The sequence below is a fragment of the Kribbella sp. CA-253562 genome, from assembly GCF_050942265.1.
Taxonomy (GTDB): domain Bacteria; phylum Actinomycetota; class Actinomycetes; order Propionibacteriales; family Kribbellaceae; genus Kribbella.
Window position 1 is genome coordinate 4,528,477 of record NZ_CP192049.1, and the last position, 17,342, is coordinate 4,545,818.

14 protein-coding genes are annotated in these 17,342 nt (G+C 70.5%); 5 read left to right on the top strand and 9 right to left on the bottom strand.

Features of this window, described 5'->3' with window-relative positions; genetic code table 11:
- Window positions 1–25: 25 nt before the first annotated feature.
- The 3 genes from ACQPXM_RS21405 to ACQPXM_RS21415 are packed head-to-tail and all read left to right on the top strand — an operon-like array spanning window position 26 to window position 8,268.
- Window positions 26–7,165 carry a hypothetical protein gene (locus ACQPXM_RS21405; protein WP_432935709.1) on the top strand — a complete coding sequence of 2,380 codons (7,140 nt, stop codon included), beginning with the start codon at window positions 26–28 and terminating at the stop codon, window positions 7,163–7,165.
- Window positions 7,162–7,704, top strand: a complete 543-nt coding sequence (locus ACQPXM_RS21410; protein ID WP_432935711.1) for a hypothetical protein — start codon at window positions 7,162–7,164, stop codon at window positions 7,702–7,704. Before ACQPXM_RS21405 ends, ACQPXM_RS21410 begins: the two co-directional genes overlap by 4 nt.
- 18 nt (window positions 7,705–7,722) lie before the next feature.
- Window positions 7,723–8,268, top strand: coding sequence for a hypothetical protein (locus ACQPXM_RS21415; RefSeq protein ID WP_432935714.1), 546 nt, complete (start codon window positions 7,723–7,725; stop codon window positions 8,266–8,268).
- Window positions 8,269–8,274: 6 nt separating this feature from the next.
- Here the strand turns inward: ACQPXM_RS21415 and ACQPXM_RS21420 are convergent, their stop codons facing one another.
- The 9 genes from ACQPXM_RS21420 to ACQPXM_RS21460 form a co-directional block, all read right to left on the bottom strand.
- On the bottom strand, window positions 8,275–8,892 hold the full coding sequence (locus ACQPXM_RS21420; protein WP_432935717.1) for an acVLRF1 family peptidyl-tRNA hydrolase: 618 nt from the start codon (window positions 8,890–8,892) through the stop codon (window positions 8,275–8,277).
- Window positions 8,893–8,965: 73 nt separating this feature from the next.
- Window positions 8,966–9,349 carry a metal-sulfur cluster assembly factor gene (locus ACQPXM_RS21425; protein WP_432935720.1) on the bottom strand — a complete coding sequence of 128 codons (384 nt, stop codon included), beginning with the start codon at window positions 9,347–9,349 and terminating at the stop codon, window positions 8,966–8,968.
- Complete coding sequence (gene sufU / locus ACQPXM_RS21430) at window positions 9,342–9,800, bottom strand: Fe-S cluster assembly sulfur transfer protein SufU (protein WP_077013956.1); 459 nt, start codon at window positions 9,798–9,800, stop codon at window positions 9,342–9,344. The genes ACQPXM_RS21425 and sufU overlap by 8 nt, the downstream gene beginning before the upstream one ends.
- A gap of 2 nt (window positions 9,801–9,802) precedes the next feature.
- Window positions 9,803–11,059 (bottom strand): cysteine desulfurase, encoded by a 1,257-nt coding sequence (locus tag ACQPXM_RS21435; RefSeq protein WP_432935724.1) that lies wholly within the window; start codon window positions 11,057–11,059, stop codon window positions 9,803–9,805.
- On the bottom strand, window positions 11,056–11,820 hold the full coding sequence (gene sufC / locus ACQPXM_RS21440) for a Fe-S cluster assembly ATPase SufC (RefSeq protein WP_432935726.1): 765 nt from the start codon (window positions 11,818–11,820) through the stop codon (window positions 11,056–11,058). Before sufC ends, ACQPXM_RS21435 begins: the two co-directional genes overlap by 4 nt.
- Before the next feature lie 25 nt (window positions 11,821–11,845).
- The gene (locus tag ACQPXM_RS21445) at window positions 11,846–12,181 is read right to left on the bottom strand and encodes a non-heme iron oxygenase ferredoxin subunit (RefSeq protein WP_432935729.1); all 336 of its coding nucleotides are present in this window, start codon (window positions 12,179–12,181) and stop codon (window positions 11,846–11,848) included.
- A gap of 2 nt (window positions 12,182–12,183) precedes the next feature.
- Window positions 12,184–13,374 (bottom strand): Fe-S cluster assembly protein SufD, encoded by a 1,191-nt coding sequence (sufD, locus tag ACQPXM_RS21450; RefSeq protein WP_432935732.1) that lies wholly within the window; start codon window positions 13,372–13,374, stop codon window positions 12,184–12,186.
- Window positions 13,374–14,786, bottom strand: coding sequence for a Fe-S cluster assembly protein SufB (gene sufB, locus ACQPXM_RS21455; RefSeq protein WP_432935735.1), 1,413 nt, complete (start codon window positions 14,784–14,786; stop codon window positions 13,374–13,376). Before sufB ends, sufD begins: the two co-directional genes overlap by 1 nt.
- Complete coding sequence (locus tag ACQPXM_RS21460; RefSeq protein ID WP_432951065.1) at window positions 14,783–15,493, bottom strand: helix-turn-helix transcriptional regulator; 711 nt, start codon at window positions 15,491–15,493, stop codon at window positions 14,783–14,785. Before ACQPXM_RS21460 ends, sufB begins: the two co-directional genes overlap by 4 nt.
- A gap of 166 nt (window positions 15,494–15,659) precedes the next feature.
- Here ACQPXM_RS21460 and ACQPXM_RS21465 point away from each other — a divergent pair, with 166 nt between their 5' ends.
- A complete protein-coding gene (locus tag ACQPXM_RS21465) occupies window positions 15,660–16,385 on the top strand; it encodes an ABC transporter ATP-binding protein (RefSeq protein ID WP_432935738.1) in 726 nt (241 codons plus the stop codon).
- 163 nt (window positions 16,386–16,548) lie between these two features.
- Entirely contained in the window at window positions 16,549–17,325 is a 777-nt protein-coding gene (locus tag ACQPXM_RS21470) for an ABC transporter permease (protein WP_432935741.1), read from the top strand.
- Window positions 17,326–17,342 lie beyond the last annotated feature (17 nt).

The window sequence follows — 17,342 nt, forward strand, 5'->3', positions numbered from 1 at the left end:
TGCTGAGGATCGGGGGCGACCAGCGATGACCGAGGCACCGGAAGTCACCTCGCCTGCCGGTCATCAGCGGTTCACGCCCGCGGAGCGCGCCCGCGCGGCGTTGGGTGTGGCGCTCGGAGTGGTGACGCCTGAGGCGGTCGCGCTCGACGACGGCAGGGTCCGGCTCAGCGACGCGGGTGAGCTGCTGGAGCAGTCAGCGATGGCTCGGCTCGACACGCGGCTGGCCGCGGTGGCCGCGCGCGAGGACGTCACCGACCAGCGACTGCTGGTCGAGGCCGTGGCCGCATTGGGTGCCGAAGTCGACCACACCCGCGGCGGGTCGTCGCCGGTGGACGGAGCCACGGTCGCCCTGGACCAGCTGCTCGATCTGCCCGACGTGTCGGAGGACGTGCGCGACCAGGCCCAGACCGTCCTGCGGAATGTGCTGGAGACCAACCAGCTGACCACCGACGCCGCGGTACGCCGACTGGCGGCGGAGCGAGCCGCTGAGCGCGCTCCCCTGCTCGCCGACACCGCCAGGGCGTCGTCTGCGATCCGTCGTGAGGCCGAGCTGCTCGGTCGGCCCGGCACTCCCCCGGCCGTTGTCCGGCCGCGCACCGGCAGCGGCCGGCATCGCCGACAGGTCGCCGCACGACACCGCCGCGCCGGAGCGCCCCGCACAGCCAGTACGCCGGCCGTCGGCGGGCTCACCCCGACCGGACGCCCGGAGTCCGAGCCGAAGCTGACGCCCAGCGAAGCGCTCGCCGCGCTCACGCTGGTCCAGCCCGCCGACCTGCCCGGCGAGATCACCGCGCCGATCGAGGTCGTCAGCCGCCCTCAGCTCGGTCTGGTCCCCACTGCCGAGCACGGCAAGCAGTACTTCCGGGTGGTCGACGAGGAACCTCCGCGCGGCCTGGTCGCGCAGACCACCGTCCGCGCGGGCAGTCTGGACGACCCGCACGTGGTCCGGATCGCCAGTGGCGTGCCGGCCGACCAGCTCCCCCGCGTCTGGACCAGCCAGGTGGGCGAGGCGCTTCGCGAGGTCCACTCCCGCACCACGACGCCGACCAGCCTGGTCGGCCGGCTGCGGGCCCGGTTCCCCCGGCTCCAGGGCCGCGAGCGGCAGGCGGCGGCGCAGTACGACCAGTTCCGCCTGGTCAGTCGCAACTGGCGAGAGGAGCAGCTTCGGCCAACGCCAGACCCCGCCAAACTGGCCGCACTGCGCAGCGACCTGGAGACTCTGGCCAGGGCGATCGAGCGCACCGGCCAGCCCGCTCCTGCCCTGCCCGACTCGGCCCGCACTCTGCACGTCGTCGTACCGGCTCGGACAGCGCCGACGCCGCCCGAGGTCAGCGGGACTGGACAGCTGCGCGAGCTAGTGGTCAAGCAGATCGCTGGGCTGGAGAAGGCCGCGGATGGACAGGAAACCCGCGCGGAACACCACCGTACGACGGCCGAGACCGCGACGAAGGCGGCGACCGACGGGCTGGCCAAGGCGGAGATCGAGGAGGGCCGCAAGGACTCGGCAGCTGGTCATCGTGGCGGCAAGCTCCGGGACACCGCGCGATCGGCGACCGCGAAGGCCGGTCGGCACCTCACACTCGCCGCGGCCTGCGACACCGCGGCCACCAAAGCTCGCGAGGCAGGTCAGGCGTACGCGGCGCTGCTCGAGAAGCTCGAGGAGCTGGAGGCCAGCGGCGCGCCGCCCGGCCCGGAGATCCAGCAGTTGGCCCAGGCGGCGACCGAGCAGGTCTCGGCGTACCGCGCCGCTGTGGCGGCGACTCTGCCGTCGCAGGACGTCCAGCACACGGCGATCACCTCTGGCCGGTTCCCGCACCTGACCAAGCTGACCCGCGAGCTCAACGAGGAGCTCGCGCGCCGCCAAAGCCCGTTCCGGTACACCCCGGAGGTGCTGCACCGGCGACTCCGGTCGGCGACCCGCCGGGTGCTCTCACCGAACGGCGTACTGCTCACGGTCGGCAACAACCCCCGAGCGGACTCCAACGAGCTGATCCAGTTCAAGCTCCAGCTGAGCCCCGGTGAGCTGCGCGAGGTCCAGTCGTCGCCGCTGACCTTCGACGAGGGCGCCCTGGCCCAGCTGCGCCAGGGCGGTTTCAGCATCGCGACGACGACGGTCGAGTCGCTCAGCTACAACGGGGGCGCCAGCCTCAAGACGCTCACGGCGGCGTTCCCCGACTCCAGCGCGCTGAAGGCCGTCGCGGAGGTCGTCACCCCCGGCTTCGAGTACGCGGTGGGCCAGAGCCACTCGGTCACCGGCGGCGCGCAGGAGAACGGCCTGTCCGGCGCGGTCGAGGTCCTCAACGGCGAGATCCTCCGGTACGCCGCCGACGCGCCGCAGTGGCGCTGGCAGGTCCGCGGCGGCGTCGGCGAGCCCTGGTCGCAGGAGAACGTCGTCGACTCCGGTGACCCGCAGGACGCCACCCAGCTGGTGGTGGGCATCAGCCACACCTACACGGTCCCACCGCCCCAGGACACGGTCCGGCTGGCGGACGTGAACGCGCTCGGAGACCTCGACGTGCAACCCGTCGACGAGCTGCCTGAGCACGTCGCCTCCAGAGTCGACGGCATGGACGACCTGGCCGACAAGGGCATCGCTGGGCTGCAGGCGCGGATCGGCAAGCTCGACCGGACCGCCCACGACCAGGTCCGCGCGCTGTGTGTCGAGGACGCCCCCGCGGCGCTCACCGAAACGACCCAACCGGGCGGCTTCGGCCGGATCATCTACAACGGCGGCCGCGCGGTCGCGTACGCGCAGCTGGAGACGGTCGTCGTCCGGGACACCGCGGAACTGCTCAGCGACAGCTCCCCCGAGCACAAGATCGAGCGGATCCGGGCCGGCTTCTCCGGCGCCTCCGGCGGCCAGTCCTTCGGTACGTCGACCTCCGCTGCGGCCACGCTCGGCTACCCCGGCACCGCGCTGTCCGACGTCGGCTCCGGCACGACGGACCTCGGGCCGACCGTGCGCGGCGGCCGGAACGTGTCCCGCGGCGACAGCCTCAACGTCAGCGACGTGGCCATCCACCCGAGCGTCCAGCGCACCGAGCAGACGATCGGCGTCAAGGTCCGGCTGGAGCACAGGCTCACCTTCCACCGCCTCGACAAGAACGAGTCGTTCGCGGTCGGCAACGACGGCGACGCGGTTCTGCGGCTGCCCGAGAACGAAGCGCTCGACTACGACCTCCCGGTGCCGAAGGCCGCGCTGGTGCTCGACGAGAACGGAAAGCCGCAGCTCAGCGCGGACGGCGGCGTACTCACCCGCGGCTGCGCCCAGCCCGACGAATCGCTGAAGCTCCCGGTCTGGATGGGCGACGGCGAGGGGCAGATCCGCGGCGCCGGTCCCGCGCTGGTGCAGAAGCTGCGCGGCGCGACTCCGGCGTACCAGGCCTTCGTGCGGCACCTCAGCGACGAGGGCATGGTGCCGATGCTCGACAAGAAGTTCCGCCCGATCATGAGCGACCTGGCCGGCAAGGACCCGGCGCTGGTGGCCAGCCAGCTCGCCAACCTCGAGCGGGTCGCGCAGCAGCTGTCGCGGCACCGGCTGGAGACCGGTTACGACCAGGCGTGTCAGGGCGGCTTCGTGTTCGCGCTGACCCAGCACCGGACCGGGCATCCGCCGCAGGAGCGCACCTACCGGGTCGCGATGCGGCAGGACTTCAAGAACTACAAGCGACTCGGCCTGAACCGCTCGCAAACCGCGACCAACCTGCACATCGGGTCGAACACCACGAGCCGCTCTCGCAGCCGGTCCAAGGGACTGCCTTGGCTGGCCCGGCTCGGCATCAGCAACAAGCCCCTCGAAAGCCAGGCCGGCAGTACGCCGGACGGCGGGCCGTCGTACGGGCGGGCCGCACTCGGCCGGTTCTTCTCCTGGGTCACCGGTACGACGGTCAACGGCGTGTCGCTGACCGAGAGCACCGCGGCGCTCGCCGACTTCCGGATCTCGCACACGCTGACCGTCACCGAGGTTTTCGCCGACCGCGACTCCGAGCCGATCGTCGAGGTGGAGGGCAGCGCGAAGCTGTCGATCGACAGCGAGTTCTGCGACCGCGGCGAGGCGCAGTGCGTGGGGATCGAGGGCGCGGTCGACCCGCAGCTGCTGCAGTCGGCGACCTGGCACCACCTGGGCGCCGGCGACATCGCGGCCCGCCTGTCGGCCGCGTTGCCGGCGGTCGCGCGCAGCGACTCCGCCGCGCTGCACCACCTGGCCGGCTTCGTCAACGTCCGCAACCTCAACGCGCACCCGGAGTCGCTGACCACCGAGCACCAGACCGGCTTCGCGGTCAGCCCGCCGCCGTCGGACGCGACGCAGACGATCGCACAGCGCGGTCTCACCCCGCGCCGCGGCAGCATCTCGCTGGCCACCCGGATCGAGAACCTCCGCTACGTCGGCAGCGGGCACCCGATCATCGGCGACATCAACCTGACCCTGGACAGCGCCGGGTCCACCACCGGCAGCTCGACCGGGAACACCGCCGGTATCGGCGGCGGCAGCGGCACGGTCGACCCGGCCGGCGACGGCTGGAACGCCTCGGCCGGCGTGAACCGGTCGGGCAACGTGGCGAGCTCGAGCAGCCAGCTCGCGATCCGTGGCGTCGAGCGGCTGAACATCAAGGACGGGCAGCACTACCAGTTCGTCGGTGACCTGGCGCTGGAGGCCAGGGTGAAAGCGGGCGGCCTGGCCACACCGAAGACGGTGCGGCTCGACAACAGCACGGTGGTGCTCACGATTCCGGAGCGGGACGCGCTGGAGATGTACGGCGCCAACCAGCTGGACCTGCCGCTGGAGAAGGTGTCCGACGCGGTCGAGCGGCTGGCGGACGGCAATCTCAGCCTCGACCGGCGGACCGCGGCGGGTCTGATCCGCCGGTACCGGCACGAGAAGCAGGGCGTCACCACCGGGCTCGCGGGCACGCACACCGACGAGAAGCTGAAGACGTTGCTGCGGCGGACGACGAAGCTGCCGCCGCCACGGTCGGAGCGGGAGGAGTTCGAACAGGTCGCCGTCCAGGCGGCGAAGGTCGCCGAGAAGCGCGCCGAGGCGCAACTGCCGGACCACTACCGGACCACGATGGGCGCCGGGCTGATCGACCGCGATCTGTTCCTCGATGCCGAAGGCAACGTCACGACGATGGAGCGCGAGGTGCAGGCGGCGGTCGCCGAGGCGGTGCCGGACGCGATCGGCGACCCGGCCGTCGGCGCGGCGATCCGCAGTCAGCTGGCCGGGATCCGGTGGCGCGGGCACGCCGAGAAACTGAAGGACCCGACCGGTCTCAATCTCGAGTTCCCGTTCGGCGGCGAGGAGCCGGGCACGACCGCGCCCGGCAACCTGCGGATCCGGATCCGGATGGTCCGTACCGGCCCGATCACGATCGACGAGTCCCCGGACGCCTCGCAGGGGGCACCGGAGGCCGAAGGTAGCGAGCCGACCGAGAACGCGCTGATCATCCTGCAGGGCTACGACTACATCGAAGCCGGCCGCGGGATCACCCGCGGCACCGGATACGGCGCTGACCTCGGTGGCGGTCTCACCGACGGCGACGTCGGATCGGCCGGACTGAGCACCGAGCTGAGCACCGCGGAGTCCGTCCAGGTCGTCGACCAGGACACCCATCTCAGTCGCGCGCTGTGGTCCAAGACCAAGCGGGTCGAACACGACTTCCGGCTGGTGATCGAGGTCGAACAGACGCCCGGCGCCGGTGCCCAGACCAAGGGCGTGCTGCGCCAGTCCGCCGACCGGCTCCGCGACGAGGAGCAGCGACCGGCCCCGACGCGCCGGGAGGCGACCGGCCGGCTGACCCTGCTCGTCCCGGCGTCGGACGTCAACCAGGTGCCGCTGCCGCCTCCGGAGTTCGCCGACCACCGCCCGGTCGTGCTGCCCACCCAGAAGTTCCTGCGCGGCATCCAGCTGCACGACGAGTTCGGTCAGCTGCCCGACGAGCAGGAGACGCTCGACGACCCGGACTACGACGACGCGCTCGTCACCAGGGTGACCCGCGAGCTGAGCAGCCGCCGCTGGCTGACCCAGGCCGGAGTCCAGCTGCACAAGGGCTTCCTGCGCGACGAGCTGAACGGCAGCGCCCGCCGGATCGCCTTCGAGCGTTCCGACGGCACCGGGAGCCCGTGGACGCCGGGTCTCCCGGTTCCCGGCCACGGGTCGCGCCTCGTCCAACTGCGGCTTCGCGCCGAGCTCTCCGGTCTGCAGCTCGTTGCCGACAGCTCGGAGCACGCCCAGCTGGGCGAGGCCCACCGAGCCCAGGTCGCCGTGAACACCACCCAGGAGAGCACCAGACTCGCTCCCACCAGCCAGTCCGTCGGGACCAGTGACCCGGCCACCGGGCTGAAGGCCGGTGCGTCGTTCGGGGACCAGGCGAAGGAGAAGAGCACCGACACGACCGGCGTACGGGACGAGACCAACTCCAACGAGTCCGGTGAGCTGATCACTGTGCAGCTGCTGGTCACCTTCCACGTCGACGCCCGGCAGCAGCGCACGACCCGCGACCACCGGACCAGAACCGTGCGGGAGGCGACCTTCGAGAACGCCGCGACCGGTGTGGTGACGCTGAGCCTGTTCCGGCACGAGTTCGAGGCGATGCAGGCGCGGGTCGAGGCCGGTCAGGCGCCCCTGCAGAACTGGAACCCCGACGAGCTCGCCAAGCTGGCCAAGCGCGTCCCGGTCCGCCGGGTCACCGCCAGCGAGGTCGTCACCGGTCCCGACGGCTCGCGGTCGGTCGAGCCGTACCGGCCGCTGGTCGAGGCGCTCGCCAGGGCGCGCCGCGAGAAGGTCGAGGTCGTCGTCACGATGAAGCAGCAGGACGGCACGCGGCAGGTCTACCGTGCGCTGCCGAACGGCACGATGATCGGCAAGGACGACAACGGTTACGGCGCGGCGTTCGCCACCCTGCACCCTTCGCTGGCGATGCTGGCCCAGGGCAAGGTCGATCTCCGTCAGCTGTACGACGCCAAGGGCATGGGCGAGCGGTTCAGCGGAGCCGTGGTCAAGGCCCTCGAGCAGCACGGCGTACCGGCCTCGGCGCTGACCGGGCTCGAGCACAGCAGATCGGGCCCGCGCAGCGAACCCGAGCGGGCGCAGGGCGCCAAGGCCCACGCCGCCCGGCACGTGGCGATGGCCCGGGGCAAGGGCGGCAGTGGAATGGGAGTGCAGTGAGCGACCACGACCCGAAGTACGCGATCGCACGGACGAACGACGAGACGCTGTTGTTCCTGGAGCTGCACCCGTGCCCGGACTGCGGCTCGATCGAGACGCCATGGGAACACGGACTGGCCGACGAGGACGGCGAGCTGGTGATCAGCTACGCCGGCGTCTGCCCCGGCTGCGGCGCCGAACGGGAGTACCGGTTCGGTCTGCCCGAGCGGGAGGCGCCGCTGCGGCCGTTCCCGAACTTCGGCGGACCCGAACCGTCCGAGCTGCTCGACGCCGGCCAGTGGATGACGGTCGCCGACTCCGCGGCCGCGTCGGTGCCGGTCGACGCGCCGGCCGGCGACGAGCAGGCCAGGACGGTGATGGCGATCGCCCGGGCGGCGGTCGAGGAAGTGATCAAGTTCGTGCCGCCGGACGCCGACGCCGTACCGGACGACGCCTTCTGGACCGACCAGGGGCGCGCGGTACGCGACGCCGAACCCGGTAGGTTTCGGATCGACCGACTGCTCGTCGTCCGCGACAGCTACGGCAACGACAACAGCTGACCACCGGGAGTTTCTCTGATGCTGACCGCCAGGACCTTGGCCGAGGCCGAGGTCTACCTCAGCGTGCTGGCCACCGCCGACGACGCGCCACCCGTGACCGAGACGCCCGAGACGACCCGGACCGAGGGGCCGGACGGCTGGACGGTCCGATCGGCGGTCGGCGAGGTCCAGGTGCTGTACCGGACCGAGGAGGCGTCGCGACTGGCCGAGGCGCGGTTCGGTCTGGGTAACTCGTTGCTGCTCGACGCGGGCGCGTGGGTGCAGCTGGCGTCGGTCTGGGCGCGGCGGGCCCTCGACGCCGACTTCGAGTACACCGGTCAGCCCGGCCAGGACCGGCAGGCGGTCGAGCTGAACTGGGAGTTCGCCCGGGACGCGATGGCCGAGGCGCTGAAGTTCCTGCCCGACGGCGCCGACGAGGTGCCCGGCGAAGGCTTCTGGACCGAGCTCGGGCTGCGCATGCACGCACAGGACCGGGAGCTGTTCACCCGCGCGAAGCTGACCGAGGACTACGAGTTCTACCGCGACACGCTGTCGGACTTCCGCGCCCTGTACGGCGAGCAGTAGGCCGGCTCACTCCGGATCGGTCAGCTCGATCCGGATCGCCCGGGCGTCGGCACCGGCTTGCTCGAGCACCTTCTGCTTCGGATCAGCCACCCCGAGGAACGGCGGCCGGACGAGCTCGCGCAGGTCCTTCAGCCGGGGATCCTCGAGCACGGTGTCGATCGCCTTGCGGTCTCCGCCGGTCACCAGCACGTCCAGCCGGGCCGGCGCGAGGATCCGGACCGCCACCTCGGTCGCCGCCGCGAACGCCTCGCGCGCCTGGTTGTCGCGCCGCCGGGCGAACCGCTGCTGCGACCACCCGCCGGCCTTCGTCGTGCCCTGCACGTGCCGCGACCCGACCTTGGAGTCGGTCAGCTTGCCGCCGACGAAGACCCCCGCGCCGTACCCGCCACGTCGGACCAGCAACAACCCGAGCCGCCGGTCCTTCAGCACGTGCGCGACCAGTCCTTCGCGCGTGAGGTCGGTCAGCGGCCCGAACGGCACGACGACCTCGGCGATCGCCCCGTCCTCCGCCGACACGACGACCCGCTCCGCGCCCACCTCGTACGACGTACCGCCGTGCCGCTCGCCGAACCCGGTCAACCACCGGTCGAGCCGTTCCGGAGCCACCGACACGATACGAGTCACCCGGCTGACGCTAACGCATCCAGGCATGCGAAAGCCCGGGCCACCTGACCCGGGCTGGCGCAGTACTGGCAGCTCAGACGTTGAAGCCGAGCGCGCGGAGCTGGTCGCGGCCGTCGTCGGTGATCTTCTCCGGACCCCACGGCGGCATCCAGACCCAGTTGATCCGGAAGTCGTTGACCAGGCCGTCCAGCGCCATCCGGGTCTGGTCCTCGATCACGTCGGTCAGCGGGCAGGCCGCCGACGTCAGCGTCATGTCGATGATCGCCGTGGTGGTGTCGTCGACGGTCACGCCGTAGATCAGGCCGAGGTCCACGACGTTGATGCCGAGCTCGGGGTCGACGACGTCCTTGAGCGCCTCGGTCACGTCCTCGACGGCGACACTGCCACCAGCCGGCTTCGCGGCCGCCTCGAGGTCGACCTCGGGCAGCTCGATCTTGTCTTCGGTCTGGTCAGGCATTGCTCACTCCCTCTGATTTCGCCAGCGCTTGCGCGGTGGCGTCGCGCCAGGCCGACCAGCCCAGCAGCGCACACTTCACCCGGGCCGGGAACTGCGCGACACCCGCGAAGGCGACGCCGTCTTCCAAAACCTCTTCGTCCGGTTCGACATTCCCCCGGCCCTGCATCAGTTCCAGGAACTTCTCGTAGGTCGCCATGCCCTCGGAGACCGGCTTGCCGATCACCAGGTCGCTCATCACCGAGGTCGCCGCCTGGCTGATCGAGCAGCCCACGGACTGGTGCGTGACACCCGCGACGGTCTCGCCGTCGAGCTCGACCCGGAGGGTGACCTCGTCCCCGCAGGACGGGTTCACGTGGTGCACCTCCACGTCGTACGGCTCCGCCAGGCCCGCGTGGTGCGGGCTGCGGTAGTGATCCAGGATGATCTCCTGGTACAGGCTGTCGAGCTGCATGATCAGTCCACCTTGAAGAATGACCGGACGAAACCGAGGCCGTCGACGAGCGCGTCGACCTCCTCGGGTGTCGTGTACAGGTAGAAAGACGCCCTGGTGGACGATTGCATTCCGAACCGCTCGTGCACCGGCCGCGCGCAGTGGTGCCCGGCCCGGACCGCGATGCCCCGGGTGTCCAGCACGGTCGAGACGTCGTGCGGGTGCACGCCGTCCAGCTCGAAGCTGATCGCGCCACCGCGGTCGACCGGCTCGGTCGGCCCGAGGATCTTCAGCCCCGGCACGGTCTGCAGGCCTTCCAGCGCGTACGCCGTGATCGCCTGCTCGTGAGCCGCGATCTTGTCCATCCCGATCCCGGCCAGGTAGTCCAGGGCGGCACCGAGCCCGACCGCCTGCGCGATCGGCGGCGTCCCGGCCTCGAACCGGGCCGGCGGCGGCGCGTAGGTCGACCCGGTCATCCGGACGACCTCGATCATCTCGCCGCCCCCGAGGAACGGCGGCAGCGAGGCGAGCAGGTCGTAGCGGCCCCAGAGCACGCCGATGCCGGTCGGGCCGACCACCTTGTGGCCGGTGAAGACCAGCAGATCGGCGCCCAGCGTCGAGACATCGACCGGGAACTGCGGCACGGCCTGCGAGGCGTCGACCACCATCACCGCGCCGACCGCGTGGGCCTTGGCGGCGATCTCGGTGATCGGGTTGATCGTGCCGAGCGCGTTCGACACCCAGGTCAGCGAGACGACCTTGGTCCGCTCGGTGATCAGCTGCTCGACGTCGCTCAGATCGAGGCGGCCCTCGTCGGTGACGCCGAACCACTTCAGCGTCGCGCCGGTCCGCTCGCAGGCCAACTGCCACGGGACGATGTTGCTGTGGTGCTCCATCTCGGAGATCACCACCTCGTCCCCGGGCTTCAGGCCCGCGCCGAGCGTGTGCGCGGCCAGGTTGAGCGCCTCGGAGGCGTTCTTGGTGAAGACGATCTCGTCGCGGTTGGCCGCGCCGATGAACGCGGCGACCTTGTCCCGGCCACCCTCGTACGCCGCCGTCGCCTCGGCACCGAGCTGGTGCATGGCGCGCGCGACGTTCGCGTTGTGCTGGAGGTAGTGCTCCTCCAGCGCCTTGACCACCTGCAGGGGCTTCTGCGAGGAGTTGGCCGAGTCCAGGTAGACCAGCGGGAAACCGCCCGCGAGCTCGCGGGACAGGATCGGGAAGTCCGCCCGGACCGACTGCAGGTCCAGCGGACTGCTGAAGGTCCGGGCGCCCGTCATGCCTTGGCGCCTGTCTTCAGGAACCGCTCGTAGCCGTTCGCCTCGAGCTCGTCGGCCAGCTCCGGCCCGCCCTCTTCGGCGACCCGGCCGTCGACGAACACGTGCACGAAGTCCGGCTTGATGTAGCGCAGGATCCGGGTGTAGTGGGTGATCAGCAGCACACCCTTGTCGCCGGCCTCGGCGAACCGGTTGACGCCGGTGGAGACGATCTTCAGCGCGTCGATGTCGAGGCCGGAGTCGGTCTCGTCGAGGATCGCGATCTTCGGGTTCAGCAGTTCCAGCTGGACGATCTCGTGGCGCTTCTTCTCACCACCGGAGAAGCCCTCGTTGACGTTGCGCTGACCGAAGTCGGCGTCCATGTCCAGGTCGGCCAGCGCCTTGTTGACGTCCTTGACCCAGGTGCGCAGCTTCGGCGCCTCACCGTCGATCGCGGTCTTGGCGGTGCGCAGGAAGTTCGACACCGACACGCCGGGGACCTCGACCGGGTACTGCATGGCCAGGAACAGGCCGGCCCGGGCGCGCTCGTCGACGGCCATCGCCAGCACGTCCTCGCCGTCCAGCGTGACCGAACCGCTGGTGACGGTGTACTTGGGGTGGCCGGCGATCGAGTACGCCAGCGTGGACTTGCCGGAGCCGTTGGGACCCATGATGGCGTGCGTCTGACCACCGGCGATGGTCAGGTCGACGCCGCGCAGGATCTCCTTCGGGCCGTTCTCGGTGTCGACCGACACGTGCAGGTCGCGGATCTCGAGTGTCGCCATGGGGGTTCTTCTATCTCCGTCTGCGTTAGGAAGCTTGGTTCAGGGGGTTCTTGACGTCGACCAGCACGTCGTCGCCTTCCAGCCGGACCGGGTAGACCGGCACCGGGTCGTACGCGGGCAGGCTGGTCGGCTCACCCGTGCGCAGGTCGAACCGCGAGCCGTGCAGCCAGCACTCGATCTCGCAGTTGCCGACGTCGCCCTCGGACAGCTGGATCTGCGCGTGCGAGCACTCGTCGCGGACGGCGAAGACCTGGCCCTCGCTCTTCACGACGGCCACCTCGACCCCGCCGACCTCGGTCGCCAGCACTCCCTCGTCGGGGAGGTCGGCCAGCGCGCACGCGCGTTCGAAACTGTCACTCATGCTCAGGCCTTGGCCGCCGGGCTCAGCTCGGCCGTGCGGGCCAGCTTCTGCTCGATCACCGCGTGCAGGTGCTCGACCACCTCGGGAACGCCGATCCGGCCGATGATGTCGTTGAAGAATCCCGACACCACCAGGCGGCGCGCCTCGTCCTCGGGAATGCCGCGGGCCTGCAGGTAGAACAGCTGCTCGTCGTCGAACCGGCCGGTCGCCGAGGCGTGCCCGGCGCCCTCGATCTCGCCGGTCTCGATCTCCAGGTTCGGCACCGAGTCGGCGCGGGCGCCGTCGGTGAGCACCAGGTTCCGGTTCAGCTCGAAGGTGTTGGTGCCCTCGGCCGCGGCCCGGATCAGCACGTCGCCGATCCACACCGAGCGGGCGTGGTCACCGGCCAGCGCGCCCTTGTAGAGCACGTTGCTCTTGCAGTTGACGGCCTCGTGGTCGACGAACAGCCGGTTCTCGTGGTGCTGACCGGATTCGGCGAAGTAGACGCCGAGCAGCTCGGCGTCGCCGCCGGGACCGGCGTACCGGACGTTGGTGGACAGCCGGACGATCTTGCCGCCGAGCGTGACCGCGACGTGGTTGAGCTTGGCGTCGCGACCGATCACGGCGTCGTGCTGACCGACGTGGATCGACTCGTGGTCGCCCTGCTGGATCGACACGACCCGCAGCTCGGCGCCGTCACCGACGACGATCTCGACGTTCCCGGCGTACTCGCCGGTGCCGGTGTGGTCGATCACCACGGTGGCGCGGCTGTGCCGGCCCGCCTCGATCACCAGGTGACCGAAGCCGCGGCCGCCCAGGCTCGCGACGTTCACGTGCACGGGCTCGGTCAGCTCGGCCTCGACCGGGATCCGCACGGCCAGCGCCTGGCCGGCGTGGGTCCACGCGACAGCGGCGATCCGGTCCTGCGGGGTGAGCGCCTTGACCGCGTCGGCCGCGATCGTCTCGACCACGACGCCGTCGGGGCCGGTGGCCTCGAGCTTCGGGGTCTCGGTGCCGGCCTCGTCGGCGAACAGGTCCTTGAGGGCCTTCACCGGCGTGAAGCGCCACTCCTCCTCGCGACCGTTCGGCACCGGGAAGTCGGCCACGTCGTACGACGTGGTCCGCTCGCTCCGGGCCTGCAACGGGACCGGCGATCCCGGTCCGTGGGAGTGGCCCTGGTTGCCGGTCGCAACCAGGGTTTCGGTGGCGGTCATCAGCCGACGGCCCCTTCCATCTGCAGCTCGATCAGTCGGTTCAGTTCCAGCGCGTACTCCATCGGGAGCTCGCGGGCGATCGGCTCGATGAAGCCGCGGACGATCATCGCCATCGCCTCGTCCTCGGCCATGCCCCGGCTCATCAGGTAGAAGAGCTGGTCGTCACTGACCTTGGACACGGTCGCCTCGTGCCCCATCGCGACGTCGTCCTCGCGGACGTCGACGTAGGGGTAGGTGTCGGAGCGGCTGATCGTGTCGACCAGCAGCGCGTCGCAGCGCACCGTGGACTTGCTGTGGTGCGCGCCCGGCGCGACCTCGACCAGACCCCGGTACGACGTCCGACCGCCACCGCGGGCCACGGACTTGGAGATGATCGAGCTCGACGTGTGCGGCGCGTTGTGCACCATCTTGGAGCCGGCGTCCTGGTGCTGGCCCTCGCCGGCGAACGCGATCGACAGCGTCTCGCCCTTGGCGTGCTCGCCCATCAGGTAGACCGCCGGGTACTTCATCGTCACCTTGGAGCCGATGTTGCCGTCGATCCACTCCATCGTCGCGCCCTCTTCGCACGTGGCGCGCTTGGTGACCAGGTTGTAGACGTTGTTCGACCAGTTCTGGATCGTCGTGTAGCGGCAGCGGGCGCCCTTCTTCACGATGATCTCGACCACCGCGGAGTGCAGCGAGTCCGACTTGTAGATCGGCGCGGTGCAGCCCTCGACGTAGTGCACGTAGGCGTCCTCGTCGACGATGATCAGCGTCCGCTCGAACTGGCCCATGTTCTCGGTGTTGATCCGGAAGTAGGCCTGCAGCGGGATGTCCACCTTGACGCCCTTGGGCACGTAGATGAACGAGCCGCCGGACCACACGGCCGTGTTCAGCGCGGCGAACTTGTTGTCACCGACCGGGATGACCGAGCCGAAGTACTCCTGGAACAGCTCCGGGTACTCCTTCAGGCCGGTGTCGGTGTCGACGAAGATGACACCCTGCTCCTCCAGGTCCTCGCGGATCTGGTGGTAGACGACCTCGGACTCGTACTGCGCGGCGACGCCGGCCACGAGGCGCTGCTTCTCCGCCTCGGGGATGCCGAGCTTGTCGTAGGTGTTCTTGATGTCCTCGGGCAGCTCTTCCCAGCTGGTCGCCTGCTTCTCGGTCGACCGGACGAAGTACTTGATGTTGTCGAAGTCGATCCCGGACAGGTCGGCACCCCACGACGGCATCGGCTTGCGGTCGAAGAGCTTCAGGCCCTTCAGCCGCAGGTCGAGCATCCACTCCGGCTCGTTCTTGAGGGCGGAGATGCCCCGCACCACGTCGGCGCTGAGGCCGCGCTTGGCGACCGCGCCGGCGGCGTCGGAGTCGGCCCAGCCGTACTGGTAGTTGCCGAGGCCTTCCAGTTCGGGGTGAGCGGTTTGCGTCATCGTGCAGTCCTCGCAGATTCGCCGTCGGATACAGGAGAAGCCGGCTCGGTCACTGGGTGGGAGCCGGGGATGTGCGTCGTACAGACACCGTCGCCGTGGGCGATGGTGGCCAGTCTTTGAACGTGCTTGCCGAGCAACCGGGAGAACACCTCGGTCTCGGCCTCGCACAACTGGGGGAACTGCTCGGCCACGTGCGCGACCGGGCAGTGGTGCTGGCACAGCTGGGCGCCGGCACCGGCCTGCTGGGTGGAGGCGGCGTACCCGTCGCCACTCAGCGCCTGGGCCAGGACCTGGGCCTTCTCGCCCTCGGGAGCCGCGTCCAGGAGATCGCGGTAGCGCTCCTCGACCTCGGCGACCCGCCGCCGGGCGAACTCGGTGACCGCCTGGTCACCGCCGGCCTCGGCGATGAACCGCAGCGCGGTCGTGGCCAGGTCGTCGTAGGCCTGGTGGAAGGCGTGCCGGCCGGAGTCGGTCAGCACGAACACCTTGGCCGGACGGCCCCGTCCGCGCGGTCCGTAGACCCGCTCCTCGCGGGACTCGACCAGCCCCTCGGCCAGCAGGTGGTCGAGGTGCCGGCGGACCGCCGCCGGGGTCAGCTCGAGCCGCTCGGCCAGCACCGCGGCGCTGGACGGCCCGTTGGTCAGGATCGAGCGGGCGACCCGGTCCCGGGTGGACTCGTCGCGCGCCTGCGAGCTGCCGCCAGGCAGACCGGTTCCCCGGGACGGGGTGGGCGCGGGAGTTTTCACAACATCAGTGTCGCGTAATTCCGGGGGGCCTTCAAATAAGGCTGCCCTAACCGGTTCACGCCGTTCCGCCTCAGTTCGAGGGCGACCGTGAGCAGCGTCACGTCGGCGCGTTTCCTACACTGCACACGTGCCAGTCGCGGTGGAGATCGACAACCTAGTCGTCCGGTACGGCGAGAAGACCGCTGTGGACGGCCTCACTCTCACCGTAACGGGCGGAACTGTGACGTCCGTGCTCGGCCCCAACGGCGCCGGCAAGACGACCACGGTGGAAACATGCGAGGGCTTCCGGCGTCCGGATTCCGGAGCGGTCCGGGTGCTCGGGCTGGACCCGATCGCGGACCACGACGAACTGATGCCGCGGATCGGCGTGATGCTGCAGGAGGGCGGCGCCTGGTCCGGCGTCCGCGCCCTGGAGATGCTCCGGTACGTCGCGTCGCTGCACGCCCATCCGCTCGATCTGCCGGCGCTGGTGGAGCGGCTCGACCTCGGCACCTGCGGCAAAACGCCGTACCGGCGGCTGTCGGGCGGGCAGAAGCAGCGGCTGTCGCTGGCGCTCGCGATCGTCGGCCGGCCGGAGATCGCGTTCCTGGACGAGCCGACCACCGGGCTCGACCCGCACGGCCGCCGGGAGATCTGGCAACTGATCCGCGACCTGCGCGAGGACGGCGTCACCGTCGTGCTGACCACCCATGCGATGGACGAGGCCGAGCAGTTGTCCGACCAGGTGCACGTGCTGTCGGCCGGCAAGTTGATCGCCTCCGGCAGCCCCGACGCGTTGACCGACCACGGCACCAAAACCCTCGAAGACGTGTATCTGGCGTTGACCGCGCCGCCTGCACGGGAGACCAAGTGAGCAGGACAGTGCTTTCGGCCTCGCCTCCGGCTCGGCGGGTCATGGGGCTGTCTCTCCCGCCCTTCCCTCGTCGCTTCGGTCGCTTCGCTCCCTACACTCCTCAGTCCAGGGCGGGAGGCCCCATGACCTTTGTGGTGCATCCTGATCCGAGCGGGGACGGCTTGTGACCACGTACGCCCCCCGCCCCGGCTCCGCGCCGTGGCCGCGCAAGGTGCTCGCCCACGCTCAGATGGAGTTCCGGCTGCTGCTCCGGAACGGCGAGCAGTTGCTGCTGGCCTTGGTGATCCCGCTCGGACTCCTGCTGCTGCTCGGCGGCACAGGGCTCGGCGACCGGCTGCCACTGGGCGACGGGCCGGCGATCGACCTCGCCGTACCGCGGGTGCTGGCGCTGGCTGTGCTGTCCACGTCGTTCACCTCACTGGCGATCGCCACCGGCTTCGAGCGCCGGTACGGCGTGATCAAGCGCCTCGGCGCCTCACCGCTGTCCCGCACCGGACTGCTGGCCGGGAAGATCGGCTCGGTGCTGGCCATCCAGCTGGTCCAGCTGATCGTCCTGACCGGTACCGGCTTCGCGCTCGGCTGGAAGCCGGTCGGCGGCGTCGACGCGGTGATCGGCATCGTCCTGATGGTCCTGTGCGGTACGGCGGCGTCCGCGTCGCTCGGGCTGCTGATGGCCGGCGTACTGCGCGCCGAGGCGACTCTCGCGGCCGCGAACCTGCTCTACCTGTTGCTCCTGGTCGGCGGCGCGGTGATGACGCCGGTCGACGAGTACCCGGCCGGACTGCAGGGAATCGTCCGGCTCCTGCCGAGCGCGGCCCTCGCGAACGGCTTCGCCCACTCCACCATCGAAGGCGTCATCCCCTGGGCCGCTGTGCTCTCGCTCACGCTCTGGGCCGCCGTCCTCGGGTATCTGGTCTCGCGGACCTTCCGCTGGGACTGAACCAGTCACGACCCGCG

Excerpts from the sequence above, each read along its gene's own strand:
- ACQPXM_RS21405 (WP_432935709.1), top strand. The coding sequence starts at position 26 with ATGACCGAGGCACCGGAAGTCACCTCGCCTGCCGGTCATCAGCGGTTC.
- ACQPXM_RS21415 (WP_432935714.1), top strand. The coding sequence starts at position 7,723 with ATGCTGACCGCCAGGACCTTGGCCGAGGCCGAGGTCTACCTCAGCGTG.
- sufB (WP_432935735.1), bottom strand. The coding sequence starts at position 14,786 with ATGACGCAAACCGCTCACCCCGAACTGGAAGGCCTCGGCAACTACCAG.
- sufC (WP_432935726.1), bottom strand. The coding sequence starts at position 11,820 with ATGGCGACACTCGAGATCCGCGACCTGCACGTGTCGGTCGACACCGAG.
- sufD (WP_432935732.1), bottom strand. The coding sequence starts at position 13,374 with ATGACCGCCACCGAAACCCTGGTTGCGACCGGCAACCAGGGCCACTCC.
- ACQPXM_RS21425 (WP_432935720.1), bottom strand. The coding sequence starts at position 9,349 with ATGCCTGACCAGACCGAAGACAAGATCGAGCTGCCCGAGGTCGACCTC.
- sufU (WP_077013956.1), bottom strand. The coding sequence starts at position 9,800 with ATGCAGCTCGACAGCCTGTACCAGGAGATCATCCTGGATCACTACCGC.
- ACQPXM_RS21435 (WP_432935724.1), bottom strand. The coding sequence starts at position 11,059 with ATGACGGGCGCCCGGACCTTCAGCAGTCCGCTGGACCTGCAGTCGGTC.
- ACQPXM_RS21445 (WP_432935729.1), bottom strand. The coding sequence starts at position 12,181 with ATGAGTGACAGTTTCGAACGCGCGTGCGCGCTGGCCGACCTCCCCGAC.